This is a genomic window from Janthinobacterium svalbardense (genome assembly GCF_002327145.1).
In the GTDB taxonomy this organism is placed as follows: Bacteria; Pseudomonadota; Gammaproteobacteria; order Burkholderiales; family Burkholderiaceae_D; genus Janthinobacterium; species Janthinobacterium tructae.
Genome location: NZ_CP023422.1, coordinates 1,079,058 through 1,092,793 on the forward strand (window position 1 = coordinate 1,079,058; position 13,736 = coordinate 1,092,793).

The window sequence follows — 13,736 nt, forward strand, 5'->3', positions numbered from 1 at the left end:
TAGACAAGGCTGTTTATAAACGATGCGTACAAGCGAAAAAAAAAGACGCCGCAGCGTCTTTTCCTTGGGGGCCGTGGGAATTATCCCGCCAGCTTGGCCTTCAACAGTTCCGTCAGCTGGGCCGGATTGGCCTTGCCTTTGGAGGCCTTCATGGCCTGGCCGATCAGCGCGTTGATGGCCGCTTCCTTGCCGGCGCGGTACTGCTCTACCGACTTGGCGTTCGCTGCCAGCACTTCGTCGACGATGGCTTCCAGTGCGCCCGAATCCGAAATCTGCTTCAGGCCCTTGGCGTCGATGACGGCGTCGACCAGGTGCTCGTCGTTCGATTTCGCTTCCCACATGCCGGCAAAGACTTCCTTGGCCGCCTTGTTCGAAATCGTGCCGTCGGCGATGCGCTTGAGCATGGCTGCCAGCTGCGCGGCGGAGACGGGGGCGTCGTCCAGGTCCACGCCTTCGCGGTTCAGGGTCGACGACACGTCGCCCATCAGCCAGTTGGCGGCGGCCTTGGCGTTTTCCTTGCCGGCCTTGTCGACCACGGCGACGAAATAGGTGGCCATGGCTTTCGATTGCGTCAGCACCAGCGCATCGTAGTCGGGCAGCGCGTATTCGCTGATGAAGCGCGCGCGCATGGCGGCCGGCAGTTCCGGCATCGAGGCCTTGACCGTGGCGATCCACTCTGGCGAGATGACCAGCGGCGGCAGGTCAGGGTCCGGGAAGTAGCGGTAATCCTGCGCGTCTTCCTTGCTGCGCATTTCGCGCGTTTCCTTGCGGTCCGGATCGTACAAACGCGTCGCTTGCACGACCTTGCCGCCGTCTTCGATCAGTTCGATCTGGCGGCGCACTTCGACGTGCACGGCTTCCTCGATGAAGCGGAAGGAGTTCAGGTTCTTGATTTCGCAGCGGGTGCCGAATTCCTTCTGGCCGACGGGGCGCACGGAGACGTTGACGTCGCAGCGGAACGAGCCTTCCTGCATGTTGCCGTCGCAAACACCCAGCCACATGACCAGCGAATGCAGCGCCTTGGCATAGGCCACGGCTTCGGCGGCGCTGCGGATTTCCGGTTCCGAGACGATTTCCAGCAACGGCGTGCCGGCGCGGTTCAAGTCGATGCCGCTCATGCCCGCATAGTCTTCATGCAGCGATTTACCCGCGTCTTCTTCCAGGTGGGCGCGCGTCAGGTTCACCGTCTTGGTGACGAATTCGCCATCCTTTTCGTAGCCGAAGGTCAGGGCGCCGCCGATGACGACGGGGTCTTCGAACTGGCTGATCTGGTAGCCCTTGGGCGAATCGGGATAAAAATAGTTTTTACGGGCGAAGACCGAGTGCGGCGCCACGGTGGCACCCACGGCCAAACCAAAACGGATCGCGCGCTCGACGGCTTGCTTGTTCATGACGGGCAGCACGCCTGGCAGGGCCAGGTCGACGGGGCTCGCTTGCGTGTTGGCGTCGGCGCCGTACTTGATCGGCGAACCGCTGAAAATTTTGGATTCGGTCGTGAGCTGCACGTGATTCTCAAGACCGATGACGACTTCCCATTGCATAGTGTTCTCGCTTTTTTCTGGTGGCGCCGGCAAAGCGGCGCAAATATATAGTTAGATGCCGGCAGGAGTGCGCGTATGCCAGTCCGTCACTTGCTGGAACTGGTGGGCCACGTTCAGCAGCTTGGCTTCGCCAAAATAGTTGCCGATGATTTGCAGGCCGACAGGGCGCTTGCTGTTTTTCTCGCCAGTGCCAAAGCCGCATGGAATCGACATGCCGGGCAGGCCGGCCAGGCTGGTCGACAGGGTGTAGATGTCGGCCAGGTAGTTCGCCACCGGGTCGTCCGTCTTGTCGCCCAGGTCCCAGGCGACGGTCGGCGCGACGGGGCCCATGATGACGTCGCAGACGGCGTTCGGGCCATTTAATACGGCATCGAAATCCTGCGCGATCAGGCGGCGGATCTTTTGCGCCTTCAGATAGTAGGCGTCGTAGTAGCCGTGGCACAGCACATAGGTGCCGACCATGATGCGGCGCTGCACTTCCGGGCCGAAGCCCTGCGCGCGCGACTTCTTGTACATGTCCTGCAAGTCCTTGTACTCGGCGGCGCGGTGGCCGTAGCGCACGCCGTCATAGCGCGACAGGTTCGACGACGCTTCGGCCGGCGCGATCATGTAGTAGGCGGGAATCGACAGGGCGGTGTTGGGCAGCGAGATGTCGACCAGGGTGGCGCCCAGCTTTTCATACTGGGCCAGCGCGCCGCGCACGGCCGCTTCCACGTCCTTGGCCAAGCCCTCGCCGAAGTACTCGCGCGGCACGCCGATGCGCAAGCCCGTCAACGGCTGGCCCAGTTCACGTGAAAAATCTTCCGCCACGCCGCCCTGTTCCGGCGACAGGCTGGTCGAGTCGCGCTCGTCGAAGCCGGCCATGGCGGTGAGCAGCAGGGCGCAGTCTTCGGCCGAGCGCGCCATCGGGCCGCCCTGGTCCAGCGACGAGGCAAAGGCGATCATGCCGAAGCGCGAGACGCGGCCATACGTCGGCTTGATGCCGGTGATGCCGCAGAAAGCGGCTGGCTGGCGGATCGAGCCGCCCGTGTCGGTGCCGGTGGCCGCTGGCGTGAGGCCGGCGGCGACGGCGGCAGCCGAGCCGCCCGACGAGCCTCCCGGTACGGCGTTCTTGTCCCACGGGTTCTGTACGGCGCCGAAGGCCGAGTTCTCATTGCCGGAACCCATGGCGAATTCATCGCAATTGACCTTGCCCAGGGTGACCATGCCGGCTGCCCGGAATTTTTCCACCACGGTGGCGTCAAACGGGCTGGCGTAGTTGGCCAGCATTTTCGAGCCGGCCGTGGTGCGCCAGCCTTGAGTGACGAACAGGTCCTTGTGCGCGATCGGCACGCCCGTCAACGGCGTGGCCGTGCCAGCGGCGATGCGCGCGTCGGCCTCGGCAGCTTGCGCCAGGGTCAGGGCACGGTCGACGTGCAGGAAGGCATTCGAGTTGTCCGCTGCGATGCGGTCGAGGAAATGCGTCGCCAGCGCAACGGCGGAAATTTCCTTGTTCTGCAAGAGCGTGGACAGCTGTTTGATGGATTTTGTATGCATGGCGTTTCTATTTTGATATTCGGCAAGAAGGCGGGAACGGCGCAACGGCGTGTTTATTCGATAACCTTGGGCACGAGATACAGACCATCCTGGACTTTCGGCGCCACGGCCTGGTAGGCGTCGCGGTGATTTGTTTCGGTAGCGATGTCTTCGCGCAGGCGCAGGGCGATATTGTCCATGTGGGCAGCCAGCGGGTGGCTCAGGGGGGCCACACCATCGGTATTGACGGCTTGCATTTGTTCCGCCAGGGCAAAAATCTTGTTCAATTGGGCCAGGGACGTGACGGCCTGATCGTCGGCCATTTCGAGTTGTGCCAGGTGGGCGATGCGTTTTACGTCGGAGAGTGTCAGGGACATGGCGAATGGCGCGGAGTGCCGCGCATTAGTATTAAGTTGGCGTTTCGATAAAACGCGAATATTTACTGCTTTTTTGCTCACAAAAGCCGGGGAATGCCGCGTAACTCGCGGCTGCAAGAGTCGCACTTTTCCATGGTTTTTGAGCAAATCGCATTCAAATTATAAGGTAGAATGGCGGGTTAATGCGTTGCCGGCGCTGATGGACCGCTGCCGCAGCATAGAAAAGATTGCGCAAGCGCCAAGCGAAACCCGGAAAAATCGCCTTCATGGATTTTCAGGGTGCCTGAAAGCGCCCGCTTTGAAACTCCCCATAAACAGCTTTTGCGCAGCTCGATGCGCTACAGGACACTCATGTTTGGTTTTTTACGCAGGTATATCTCCACCGATCTGGCCATTGACTTGGGCACGGCCAACACCCTTATTTATGTGCGCGGCCTCGGTATCGTCCTGGACGAACCGTCCGTCGTCGCCATCCGCCAGGAAGGCGGTCCGAATGGCAAGAAGACCATTCAGGCAGTCGGCAAGGAAGCCAAGCAGATGCTGGGCAAGGTGCCGGGCAATATCGAAGCGATCCGTCCGATGAAAGATGGCGTGATCGCTGACTTTACCGTGACCGAACAGATGCTCAAGCAGTTCATCCGCATGGTGCACGACTCGAAATTCTTCCGTCCTTCGCCGCGCATCATCATTTGCGTGCCGTGCGGTTCGACCCAGGTCGAGCGCCGCGCGATCCGCGAATCGGCCCTGGGAGCCGGCGCTTCGCAGGTGTACCTGATCGAAGAACCGATGGCGGCCGCCATTGGCGCCGGCTTGCCGGTATCGGAAGCGACCGGCTCGATGGTGGTCGACATCGGCGGCGGCACCACGGAAGTGGGCATCATCTCGCTGGGCGGCATGGTCTACAAGGGTTCCGTGCGCGTGGGTGGCGACAAGTTCGATGAAGCCATCGTCAACTACATCCGCCGCAACTACGGCATGCTGATCGGCGAACAAACGGCCGAAGCCATCAAGAAGGCCATCGGTTCGGCTTTCCCGGGTTCGGAAGTGAAGGAAATGGAAGTCAAGGGCCGCAACCTGTCCGAAGGCATCCCGCGCTCGTTCACCATTTCCAGTAACGAGATTCTCGAAGCGCTGACCGATCCGCTGAACAACATCGTCTCGGCCGTGAAGAACGCGCTGGAACAGACGCCGCCGGAACTGGGCGCCGACATCGCCGAAAAAGGCATGATGCTGACGGGCGGCGGCGCACTGCTGCGCGACCTGGACCGCCTGCTGATGGAGGAAACCGGCCTGCCGGTGCTGGTGGCCGAGGACCCGCTCACCTGCGTGGTGCGCGGTTCCGGGATGGCACTGGAACGTATGGACAAGCTCGGCTCGATCTTCTCCTACGAATAATCTGACAGAAGGGCCGGAAATCACTCCGGCCTTTTTTTGGCACCGGCGTTCGACCGGGGCCTGCACGTTGGCGCACCGCGCCTGATTATTGGATGTCATGGAATACAGTCCTCCGCCACTTTTCAAACAAGGCGCCTCCGCCCGCGTCAAGATGATGGTGTTCGCCGGAATTTCTATCGCCCTGTTGCTGGTCGATTCGCGCATGCACGCCTTGACGGCCGTGCGTCAGGCAGTCGGTACCGTGCTGTATCCGGTGCAGATGGCGGCCCTGGTGCCGCGCGATGTGGCGCTTGGCGTCGGCAACTACTTTTCTTCGCTGTCCTCCCTGGAAAAACAGGTGCGCGACCTGAAGCACGAACAAATCGCCTCGGCGCAGATCATGCAGCAGGCGCAGCTCAATATCGTTGAGAACAACCATTTGCGCAAACTGATGGAAGCGCGCGAGCGCGTTCCCGTGAAGACCATGATGGCTGAAGTCCTGTATGACACGCGCGATTCGGCCACGCGCAAGATCGTGCTGGACCGGGGCATTCAGAATGGCGTCGAACTGGGCCGCCCCGTGATCGACAACCTGGGCGTGGTGGGACAAGTCACGCGCGTGTTCCCGTTCACCTCGGAAGTGACCTTGCTGACCGATGAAGAACAGGCCATTCCCGTGCAGCTGCTGCGCAATGGGGTGCGCAGCGTGGCCATCGGCCGCGGCAAGTCCGGCACCATGGAGCTGCGCTTTACGGCGCCCACCGCCGACATCCAGATCGGCGACATCGTCATTACCTCTGGCCTCGACGGCCTGTATCCGGCCGGCCTGGCCGTGGCGCGCGTGACCCTGGTCGAGCGTAATGCGCATGGCCCGTTTGGCCGCGTCGTGTGCCAGCCGCTGGCCGGCATCGAACGCAACACCCAACTGCTCATCTTGATGACGTCGCCGGAGATCCCGGCGCGTCCGCCAGTCGAAGACGTCAAGACGGGCCGCAAGATCGCCGGCAAGATGGCGCCGATCAAGGACCCTGCCAAGGAGCCGGCCGCCGCCGGGGCAGCGCCCGCGCCGGCCACCGCGCCCGCCACACCGGCCGCTAAGCCGCCCGCAAGCCCGGTTCCGAAACCGGCGACGCCGGCCGCTGCCACAATACCTGCCGCCGTGCCACCGAAGGAAGCGACACGATGAACCGCCCGCATTACATCCTGCTGCCGGTCAGCCCCCTGTTCATCGGCTTTTCCCTGCTGTGCGCTTTTCTGCTGAACCTGCTGCCATGGGGGCAGTTCGTCGGCGTGCCCGATTTCGTCGCCCTGGTGCTGGTCTTCTGGGGCATCCACCAGCCGCGCAAGGTCGGCATCGGCGTGGCGTTCTTCATGGGTTTGATGATGGATGTGCACGACTCGACCCTGCTGGGCGAGAATGCGCTGGCCTACACCTTGCTGTCCTACTTCGCCATCATGATGCATCGCCGCGTGCTGTGGTTCCCCATCCTGACGCAGGCGCTGCATGTGCTGCCGCTGCTGCTGCTGACGCAGGCGCTGCAATTGCTGACGCGCCTGATCGTCTCGGGCCGTTTCCCCGGCTGGCTCAATTTCATCGAGAGCTTCGTCGCCGTGGCCCTGTGGCCCTTCGTCACGTGGGTCTTGCTGGCGCCACAGCGCCGCGCCGTGGACCGCGACCATAACCGGCCGATTTGACGGGCGCCTGCCATGACTGAACTGAAAAATACCGAGCGCGAGCTGCATTTTTTCCGCATGCGCCTGACCATCCTGGGCGCGCTCGTCTTCGTCTGCTTTTCGCTGCTGCTGGCGCGCTTCATCTGGCTGCAGGTGATCAAGCACGAGGACTACGCGACCAAGGCCGAAGACAACCGCATCGCCGTGGTGCCCATCGTGCCCACGCGCGGCCTGATCCTCGACCGTAACGGCGTGGTCTTGGCGCGCAATTACTCGGCCTATACGCTGGAAATCACGCCATCGAAATTGAGTGCCAGCCTCGATTCGGTGATCGACGAGCTGTCGACCCTGGTGCAGATCGACATCAAGGACCGCCGCCGCTTCAAGAAGCTGCTGGAAGACTCGAAGAACTTCGTCAGCGTGCCGCTGCGCACGCGCCTGACGGACGAGGAAGTGGCGCGTTTCACGGCGCAGCGCTTCCGCTTCCCCGGCGTCGAGGTGCAGGCGCGATTGTTCCGCCAGTATCCGATGGGCGAAATCGCCTCGCATGTGGTGGGTTTCATCGGCCGCATCAACCGCAATGAAGCCAAGGCGCTCGATGAGGGCGAGGACGCGGCCAACTACAACGGCACCGACCATATCGGCAAGGAAGGCCTGGAAAAAAGCTACGAGAAGCAGTTGCACGGCACCACCGGCTACGAAGAAGTGGAAGTGTCGGCCGGCGGACGCGCCATGCGCACCCTGTCGCGCACGGCGGCCACCCCTGGCAACAACCTGATCCTGTCGATCGACATCGAACTGCAAAAAGTGGTCGAGGAAGCGTTCGGCGAATGGCGCGGCGCGGCCGTGGCGATCGACCCGGCCACGGGCGATATCCTGGCCTACGTCTCCAAGCCCGGCTACGACCCGAACCTGTTCGTCGACGGCATCGACCAGCAAAGCTGGAATGAACTCAATACCTCGCTGGACCGGCCGATGGTCAACCGGCCCCTGTCCGGTACTTATGCGCCCGGCTCGACCTTCAAGCCCTTCATGGCACTGGCCGCACTCGAACTGGGCAAGCGCACGCCGAGCCAGTCGATTTCCGATCCCGGATTCTTCATCCTGGGCGGCCACACCTTCCGCGACGACAAGGTGGGCGGCCATGGCACGGTCGACATGCACAAGTCCATCGTCGTCTCGTGCAACACGTATTACTATCAGCTGGGCCGCGACATGGGCATCGATGCCATCCACGACTTCATGAAGCCGTTCGGTTTCGGCCAGCTGACGGGCATCGACCTGAATAATGAAAAGACGGGCGTGCTGCCGTCGATGGAATGGAAGCGCAACCGCTTCAAGACGCCGCAGCAGAAAAAATGGGTGGGTGGCGACACGATTTCGGTGAGTAACGGCTCCGGCTACAACTCGTATACGCCGCTGCAGATCGCCCACGCGACGGCCAACCTGGCCAATAACGGCGTGGTGATGAAGCCGCATCTGGTGAAGATCATCGAAGACGCCGCCACGCGCGCGCGCACCCTGACGGTACCGAAGGAAAGCTACCGCATTCCGCTCAAGCAGGAAAACATCGACGTCATCAAGCGCGCCATGGTGGGCGTGACCAGCGAGCAGGGCGGCACGGCCGCGCGCATCTTCGCCGGTGTGCAGTACACGGTAGGCGGCAAGACGGGGACGGCGCAGGTGGTGGGCATCAAGAAAAACGAGAAGTACAATGCCAAGCTGCTGGCCGAACGCTTGCGCGACAATGCCTTGTTTACGGCCTTCGCGCCGGCCGACAAGCCGCGCATCGCGATTGCCATCGTGGTGGAAAACGCGGGCTTTGGTGCCGGCGTGGCTGCGCCGATTGCGCGCAAGGCGCTCGACTACTACCTGCTGGGCAAGCGCCCGAGCGACAAGGAAAAGGACACCACCAAGGTGCCCAAGGAAGATGTCGACGAAGTGCGCACCCTGGAAGAAATCACTGACGAGCAGGCCGCCCCGGCGCCGCCTGCCAGGCAATAAAGGAAGCACATGCCCATTAACGAGAGGCGCTCGCTGTGGCGGCGCGCCAAACCCTATCTGGCGGTGTTCGATCCGCCGCTGATGATCATCATCCTGATGCTGCTCAGCACCAGCCTGCTGACCCTGTATTCGGCCAGCATCGGCATCCCCGGCAAGATCGAGGACCACCTGCGCAACATCCTGCTGTGCTTTTTCGTCATGTGGGTGGCGGCCAACATCACGCCGCAGATGATGATGCGCATCGCCGTGCCGGCGTATACGATATCGGTGATACTGCTGGTGGCCGTGGCACTGTTCGGCACCATCAAGCTGGGCGCGCGGCGCTGGCTGCATATCGGCGTGATCGACATCCAGCCCTCCGAGTTCCTGAAGATCGCCACGCCCCTGATGCTGGCCTGGTTCTTCCAGCACAATGCGGGCGCCCTGCGCTGGAAATCGTTCCTGATGGCGGCCGTGCTGTTGCTGGCACCCGTCTACCTGATCGCACGCCAGCCCGACTTGGGCACGGCGCTGCTGGTGGTGGCGGCTGGCTTCACCGTCATCTTCCTGGCGGGCCTGTCGTGGAAGGTGCTGGCCGGCTTGCTGATCACCTTTGTTGCCTGCTTGCCGATCGCCTGGTCGCATCTGCATGATTACCAGCGCGACCGCGTGATGATGCTGATCGACCCGACCAAGGACCCGCTGGGCAAGGGCTTCCATATCATCCAGTCCATCATCGCCATCGGTTCCGGCGGCATGACGGGCAAGGGCTGGACGCACGGCACCCAGGCCCACCTGGAATTTGTCCCGGAGCGCACGACCGATTTTATTTTTGCCGTATATTCCGAGGAATTCGGACTGGTCGGTAACTTGATCCTGATGCTGATGTATTTGCTGCTGGTGGGACGGGGCATGATGATCGCCGCCAACGCCCCCAGTTTTTTCACTCGCCTGCTGGCAGGAGCGATAACAATGATTTTCTTTACGTATGCGTTTGTCAACATGGGCATGGTCAGCGGCATCGTGCCGGTGGTCGGTGTTCCCCTGCCTTTCCTCAGCTATGGCGGCACCGCGCTGCTGACCCTGGGCGTGGCCACTGGTATCCTGATGAGCATCCAGCGCCATCGCAAGCTGGTGCAGACCTGATGCGCGCGCCTGTCGATACCGTCGCCATGCGCGGATTGGGCCTGGCCGTTCTGCTGACCCTGGCCGCCTGCGGCACCACGCCGCACAAGCCCGCATCGACTAACGTGCCGCTGCCGTCAGGCGGCAAGGTCAAGTCCCCCGTGCGCCAGGACCCCACCTTGCCGGCGTTGCCGGCGGCCGGCTCCGGGCGCGGCGGCTACTACAAGGATGACGGCCCGGGCGAGAATCCGCCGGCCAACCTGCGCGACGTGCCCGATGCGGAAGTGCGCAACGAGCCGTATTCGACGCGCTCGAATCGCCCGTATGTCGTCTTCGGCAAGACGTACACGCCGATCACCGACAACGAACCATTCAAGCAGAAGGGCACGGGCACCTGGTATGGCAAGAAATTCCATGGCCAGCGCACTTCGTCGGGTGAGATCTACGACATGTACAAGATGACGGCGGCCCACCCCACCTTACCGATTCCGTCGTATGCGCGCGTGACGAGCATCGACAGCGGCGAACAGGTGATCGTGCGCGTCAATGATCGTGGTCCCTTCCACGCCACGCGCGTGATCGACGTGTCCTACACGGCGGCGCTGAAACTGGGCTTCCTGGGCAAGGGCAGCCACCAGGTGGTCGTGGAACGGCTGCTGCCGGCCGATATCGATGCCATTCTGGCTGCCCGCGCAGCGCCGAAGCCGGTGCCTTCCGTGGTGGCCATTTCCATCGATACACCGCCCGAGACGGGCGCCGTGGTGCAGCCGGAAGTGTCGACGCAGATGGATGCCACGGTGGCCGCGCCAGCGCCGGCCGCTTTGAGCAGCGGCTATTATTTGCAGCTGGGTGCCTACTCGCGCGCCGACAATGCGGAAACGGGGCGGTCGCGCCTGGCGCCATACGCGGCAGCCCTGGGTACGCTTGGGGTGGTGCAAGCCGGTAACCTGTTCCGCCTGTATGGCGGACCGTTCTCCAGCCGTGCCGAGGCGGCGCGGGCGGCGGCGAATTTGCCTGAGTCGACGGGCATCAAGCCCATCGTCATCGAAAGATAAGCGTAGGTCGAATTAGGCGCAATCGCCGTAATCCGACGCGATTGTCATGTGTCATTTACAGGAGCGCAGTTCCTGCTCCGGGAACTGCGTTTTGATTTTCTCCAGCCGCGCGCGCGTGGCGGCGTCGAGGTCGCGGAACTGGTAAGCCATCTGCTTGCTGGCGCTGTAACGTGGCGCGACGCGGGCGCTGTGCACGCCCTGTTTGTTGAGCGATGCCAGCTGGCTTTGCGCGCTGGTTTCCGACTTGAATACGCCCAGTGAAATGCCCCAGCGCAGGGGGCTGCTTTCGTTCATGATGAAGTAATTCGTCACGCCCAGCTGCTTCAACTCGCCGGCCTTGCGGTCGGCACCTTCCTTGCTGCCCTGCGGCGGGATGTACACCATGTAGCTGGAAATGTCCTGGCCGGCCAAGTTGCGGCGCGACTGGCGATCGCCCAGCTCCAGCGCTGCCACTTGCGCTTCAAAGCGGCGTCCGTCAGCCAGCAGGAAATTGCCCACTTCCGTGCAGGCATACGATGGCGGCGCCGCAGGTACGGCCGCCGCCGGCGTCGCGGCCTCGTCGGCGGCCGGCGCCGTGGCCTGCTCCTGCGTCAGCAAGGTGAGTTTATTCGCCTGCAGCTGGTTATTCAGGCGCGCCGGTTCGCGCGTCTCCGTGCGAAAACTGCCCAGATAGCCCTGGCCGATGGCCAGGACCAGCAGGTTGACGCCGGCCAGCAGCCAGAAGACGAATTTCAGCATACGTGGTTTCCTTGTGTTCCTGCCGCGTCGGCGCGTGCGGATGCCTGCAGGCCGAGCATGACGATATTGTCCACCAGATGCAGCGGTACCGGCAGTGCCAGGGCCGGTGCGATACGCAGCGCGGCGCCGCCGGACAATAAACAGGCACTGGCGCCGTGCATGCGCACGGCCCGTTCGATGGCGCCTGCCTGGGCCGCCAGGCAGCCACTCAAAATCGCGTCGTCCGTGTTGTCGGCAAAGCCGGCCGGCAGCATGGCGTCGCCGGCGATTTGCGGCAGCTGCGCCGTGTTGCGCGCCAGCGAGCTGGCCATCAATCCCAGTCCCGGCAAGATCATCCCGCCGAGGAAAACGCCATCGGCCGTGATGGCGTCGATGGTGGTGGCGGTGCCGCAATTGGCGACGATGAGCGACTGGCCAGGCGCCAGTGCATGCGCGCCGATGGCGGCGGCAAAACGGTCGCAGCCCAGTTGCGACGGCGCGCGGTAGCCATTCCTCAGTCCGGCCAACTGCGGCAGCGAGACAAAGTCACAGGGTGCTACCGGCAGCATGGCGCGCAGGCGCATGCCGATGACGCTGCCCGCCACGTTCGACAGCAGCACTTCGCTGATGGCGAGTTTCTCCCATTGCGCCGCCAGGGTGTCGAGCTGCGCATGCGTGACGGCGCCGCTGGCCAGCCAGCCGCCGACGGCACCATCGGCGGCCACGAGTGCCCATTTGATGCGCGTATTGCCGGCGTCTATCAGCAGTAGCATGCGCTTACTCCCCGCTCAGGCGCAAGGACACGTCGCCTGACATGATTTCCTGCAGGCCGCCATCGGTGCGCAGCAGCAGGCGGCCCAGGTGGTCCACGCCAGCCGCCACGCCTTGCTGCAGCAGCTGGCCGCTGTCGAGGATTTTCACGTGCAGGCCCTGCCACGCGTGCAGTGCGTTCCAGCGTTCGGCAAATGGCGTAAAACCCGTGTCGTTGAATTCGGCCAGCACGCCGGCCAGGCGGCTCAGGAGCGCCGCCACCAGGGTATTGCGCTCCATCTGCGCCAACCACGGCACGGCCGAAACGCTGCGGCCAATCTGCCGTTCCAGCGCATCGGGCATCAGCAAATTGATGCCGCAGCCGATCACGGCCCACACGCCGTTGCCCTCGGGCGCCTGCTGCGTCTCGACGAGGATGCCGGCCAGTTTATGGCCATCCTTGAGCAGGTCGTTCGGCCATTTCAGTTGCACCGGCACGCCCAGCGCCGTCATGCTTTCGGCCAGCGCCACGCCGACGGCCAGCGGCAGGCCGACCAGCTGATGCAGCGGCCCCTTGAAGCGCCAGGCCAGCGAGAACATCAGGCTGGCGTCCGCCTGCGACACCCACGGCCGCCCGGCCCGCCCGCGGCCGGCCGTCTGCTGGCCGGCGATGCGCAGGGTGGGGCCGGCCAGGGTGGCGCAGCGCGCCAGCAGGTCGGCGTTGGTCGATCCCGTTTCGTCGACCACTTCGATGGCCACGTGGGAGGCGCCCGTGGCGCAATGGGCGGCGATGGCCGCGCTGTTCAAGTCTGAGTGCTTCGTCATGGTGATCAGTTCAGTTGCGCGCCTTGTGCGGCGCATTCGCGAAGACCCGGTCGTAGATGGCATTCGGTAGCGCGCGCAGCAGCTTGGCGACGAGGCCCATCTGCCACGGGATCACGCGGTAGCTGTCGCCGTCGGCGATGGCGCGCGCGGCGCGCACGGCGAATTTTTCGGCCGGCATCAGGAAGGGCATGCGGTAGGCGTTGTGGCGCGTCATCGGCGTGTCGATGTAGCCGGGCGTGATGGTGACGACCTTGATGCCGGCCGGTTTCAATTCCAGGCGCAGCGATTCGCAGTAGCTGATGACGGCCGCCTTCGATGCGCTGTAGGCTTCGGCGCCGGGCAGGCCGCGTATGCCCGCCACGCTGCCGATGCCCACCAGGCGTCCGCTGCCCTGGCTTTTCATGGCGGCGATGAAGGGCGCGAAGGTGGCGACGGTGGCCGTGACGTTGATCGCCATCAAACGCGCGAAGGCGTCGAGGTCTTCCGCGTGTTCGCTCAGGGTACCGTACGACACGCCGGCGCTGGCGATGACGACGTCGATATGCCCGGCATGGGCGATGAAGTCCTGCGCCGCGCTTTTCAGGGCGGCATGGTCGCACACATCGACGGCGTAGGCGCGGTGGCGTTCAGGGTGGGGCAGGGACGCGATCAGTTGCTGCAGGGTCTCGCCGCGGCGTGCCAGCAAGCCCAAATGGGCGCCCTGGCGCGCGTACTGCAGCGCCAGGGCAGCGCCCAATCCGCTCGACGCGCCCGTGATGAATACGCTGTAAAGCACGCTGTGCATCAGGCGATGCCCGGGC

General features: G+C 63.5%; 13 protein-coding genes. 6 read left to right on the top strand and 7 right to left on the bottom strand.

Going from position 1 to position 13,736, the window contains the following annotated elements:
* Positions 1-80: 80 nt before the first annotated feature.
* From gatB to gatC, 3 genes are read right to left on the bottom strand one after another with little or no spacing between them, the layout of a single operon-like run.
* Positions 81-1,541: an Asp-tRNA(Asn)/Glu-tRNA(Gln) amidotransferase subunit GatB gene (gene gatB / locus CNX70_RS04750; protein ID WP_096233765.1), complete on the bottom strand. Its 1,461-nt coding sequence runs from the start codon at positions 1,539-1,541 to the stop codon at positions 81-83.
* A 51-nt stretch (positions 1,542-1,592) separates the two neighbouring features.
* Positions 1,593-3,077: an Asp-tRNA(Asn)/Glu-tRNA(Gln) amidotransferase subunit GatA gene (gene gatA, locus CNX70_RS04755; RefSeq protein WP_096233766.1), complete on the bottom strand. Its 1,485-nt coding sequence runs from the start codon at positions 3,075-3,077 to the stop codon at positions 1,593-1,595.
* 53 nt (positions 3,078-3,130) lie between these two features.
* Entirely contained in the window at positions 3,131-3,433 is a 303-nt protein-coding gene (gene gatC / locus CNX70_RS04760) for an Asp-tRNA(Asn)/Glu-tRNA(Gln) amidotransferase subunit GatC (protein WP_096233767.1), read from the bottom strand.
* Between the two features lie 351 nt (positions 3,434-3,784).
* Between gatC and CNX70_RS04765 the strand changes: the two genes are divergently transcribed.
* The 6 genes from CNX70_RS04765 (at position 3,785) to CNX70_RS04790 (ending at position 10,644) form a co-directional block, all read left to right on the top strand.
* Positions 3,785-4,828, top strand: a complete 1,044-nt coding sequence (locus CNX70_RS04765) for a rod shape-determining protein (RefSeq protein ID WP_010393186.1) — start codon at positions 3,785-3,787, stop codon at positions 4,826-4,828.
* A gap of 97 nt (positions 4,829-4,925) precedes the next feature.
* Entirely contained in the window at positions 4,926-5,993 is a 1,068-nt protein-coding gene (mreC, locus tag CNX70_RS04770) for a rod shape-determining protein MreC (protein ID WP_096233768.1), read from the top strand.
* Positions 5,990-6,502, top strand: coding sequence for a rod shape-determining protein MreD (mreD, locus tag CNX70_RS04775; RefSeq protein WP_071079524.1), 513 nt, complete (start codon positions 5,990-5,992; stop codon positions 6,500-6,502). The genes mreC and mreD overlap by 4 nt, the downstream gene beginning before the upstream one ends.
* Positions 6,503-6,514: 12 nt before the next feature.
* Positions 6,515-8,485: a penicillin-binding protein 2 gene (gene mrdA, locus CNX70_RS04780; protein ID WP_096233769.1), complete on the top strand. Its 1,971-nt coding sequence runs from the start codon at positions 6,515-6,517 to the stop codon at positions 8,483-8,485.
* Positions 8,486-8,494: 9 nt separating this feature from the next.
* Positions 8,495-9,610: a rod shape-determining protein RodA gene (rodA, locus tag CNX70_RS04785; RefSeq protein WP_096233770.1), complete on the top strand. Its 1,116-nt coding sequence runs from the start codon at positions 8,495-8,497 to the stop codon at positions 9,608-9,610.
* Complete coding sequence (locus CNX70_RS04790) at positions 9,610-10,644, top strand: septal ring lytic transglycosylase RlpA family protein (RefSeq protein ID WP_096233771.1); 1,035 nt, start codon at positions 9,610-9,612, stop codon at positions 10,642-10,644. Before rodA ends, CNX70_RS04790 begins: the two co-directional genes overlap by 1 nt.
* Before the next feature lie 51 nt (positions 10,645-10,695).
* Here the strand turns inward: CNX70_RS04790 and CNX70_RS04795 are convergent, their stop codons facing one another.
* From CNX70_RS04795 to CNX70_RS04810, 4 genes are read right to left on the bottom strand one after another with little or no spacing between them, the layout of a single operon-like run.
* Positions 10,696-11,382, bottom strand: coding sequence for an SPOR domain-containing protein (locus CNX70_RS04795; protein ID WP_096233772.1), 687 nt, complete (start codon positions 11,380-11,382; stop codon positions 10,696-10,698).
* On the bottom strand, positions 11,376-12,134 hold the full coding sequence (locus CNX70_RS04800) for a type III pantothenate kinase (protein ID WP_096233773.1): 759 nt from the start codon (positions 12,132-12,134) through the stop codon (positions 11,376-11,378). The genes CNX70_RS04795 and CNX70_RS04800 overlap by 7 nt, the downstream gene beginning before the upstream one ends.
* A 4-nt stretch (positions 12,135-12,138) precedes the next feature.
* Complete coding sequence (locus CNX70_RS04805; protein ID WP_096233774.1) at positions 12,139-12,936, bottom strand: biotin--[acetyl-CoA-carboxylase] ligase; 798 nt, start codon at positions 12,934-12,936, stop codon at positions 12,139-12,141.
* 10 nt (positions 12,937-12,946) lie between these two features.
* The gene (locus CNX70_RS04810; protein ID WP_096233775.1) at positions 12,947-13,720 is read right to left on the bottom strand and encodes an SDR family oxidoreductase; all 774 of its coding nucleotides are present in this window, start codon (positions 13,718-13,720) and stop codon (positions 12,947-12,949) included.
* Positions 13,721-13,736: the final 16 nt, after the last annotated feature.

Bases quoted from the DNA above. Each gene is read 5' to 3' on its own strand.
- gatA (WP_096233766.1), bottom strand. From the start codon at position 3,077: ATGCATACAAAATCCATCAAACAGCTGTCCACGCTCTTGCAGAACAAG.
- CNX70_RS04805 (WP_096233774.1), bottom strand. From the start codon at position 12,936: ATGACGAAGCACTCAGACTTGAACAGCGCGGCCATCGCCGCCCATTGC.
- mreD (WP_071079524.1), top strand. From the start codon at position 5,990: ATGAACCGCCCGCATTACATCCTGCTGCCGGTCAGCCCCCTGTTCATC.
- mreC (WP_096233768.1), top strand. From the start codon at position 4,926: ATGGAATACAGTCCTCCGCCACTTTTCAAACAAGGCGCCTCCGCCCGC.
- CNX70_RS04800 (WP_096233773.1), bottom strand. From the start codon at position 12,134: ATGCTACTGCTGATAGACGCCGGCAATACGCGCATCAAATGGGCACTC.
- CNX70_RS04765 (WP_010393186.1), top strand. From the start codon at position 3,785: ATGTTTGGTTTTTTACGCAGGTATATCTCCACCGATCTGGCCATTGAC.
- rodA (WP_096233770.1), top strand. From the start codon at position 8,495: ATGCCCATTAACGAGAGGCGCTCGCTGTGGCGGCGCGCCAAACCCTAT.
- CNX70_RS04790 (WP_096233771.1), top strand. From the start codon at position 9,610: ATGCGCGCGCCTGTCGATACCGTCGCCATGCGCGGATTGGGCCTGGCC.
- gatB (WP_096233765.1), bottom strand. From the start codon at position 1,541: ATGCAATGGGAAGTCGTCATCGGTCTTGAGAATCACGTGCAGCTCACG.
- CNX70_RS04810 (WP_096233775.1), bottom strand. From the start codon at position 13,720: ATGCACAGCGTGCTTTACAGCGTATTCATCACGGGCGCGTCGAGCGGA.
- gatC (WP_096233767.1), bottom strand. From the start codon at position 3,433: ATGTCCCTGACACTCTCCGACGTAAAACGCATCGCCCACCTGGCACAA.
- CNX70_RS04795 (WP_096233772.1), bottom strand. From the start codon at position 11,382: ATGCTGAAATTCGTCTTCTGGCTGCTGGCCGGCGTCAACCTGCTGGTC.
- mrdA (WP_096233769.1), top strand. From the start codon at position 6,515: ATGACTGAACTGAAAAATACCGAGCGCGAGCTGCATTTTTTCCGCATG.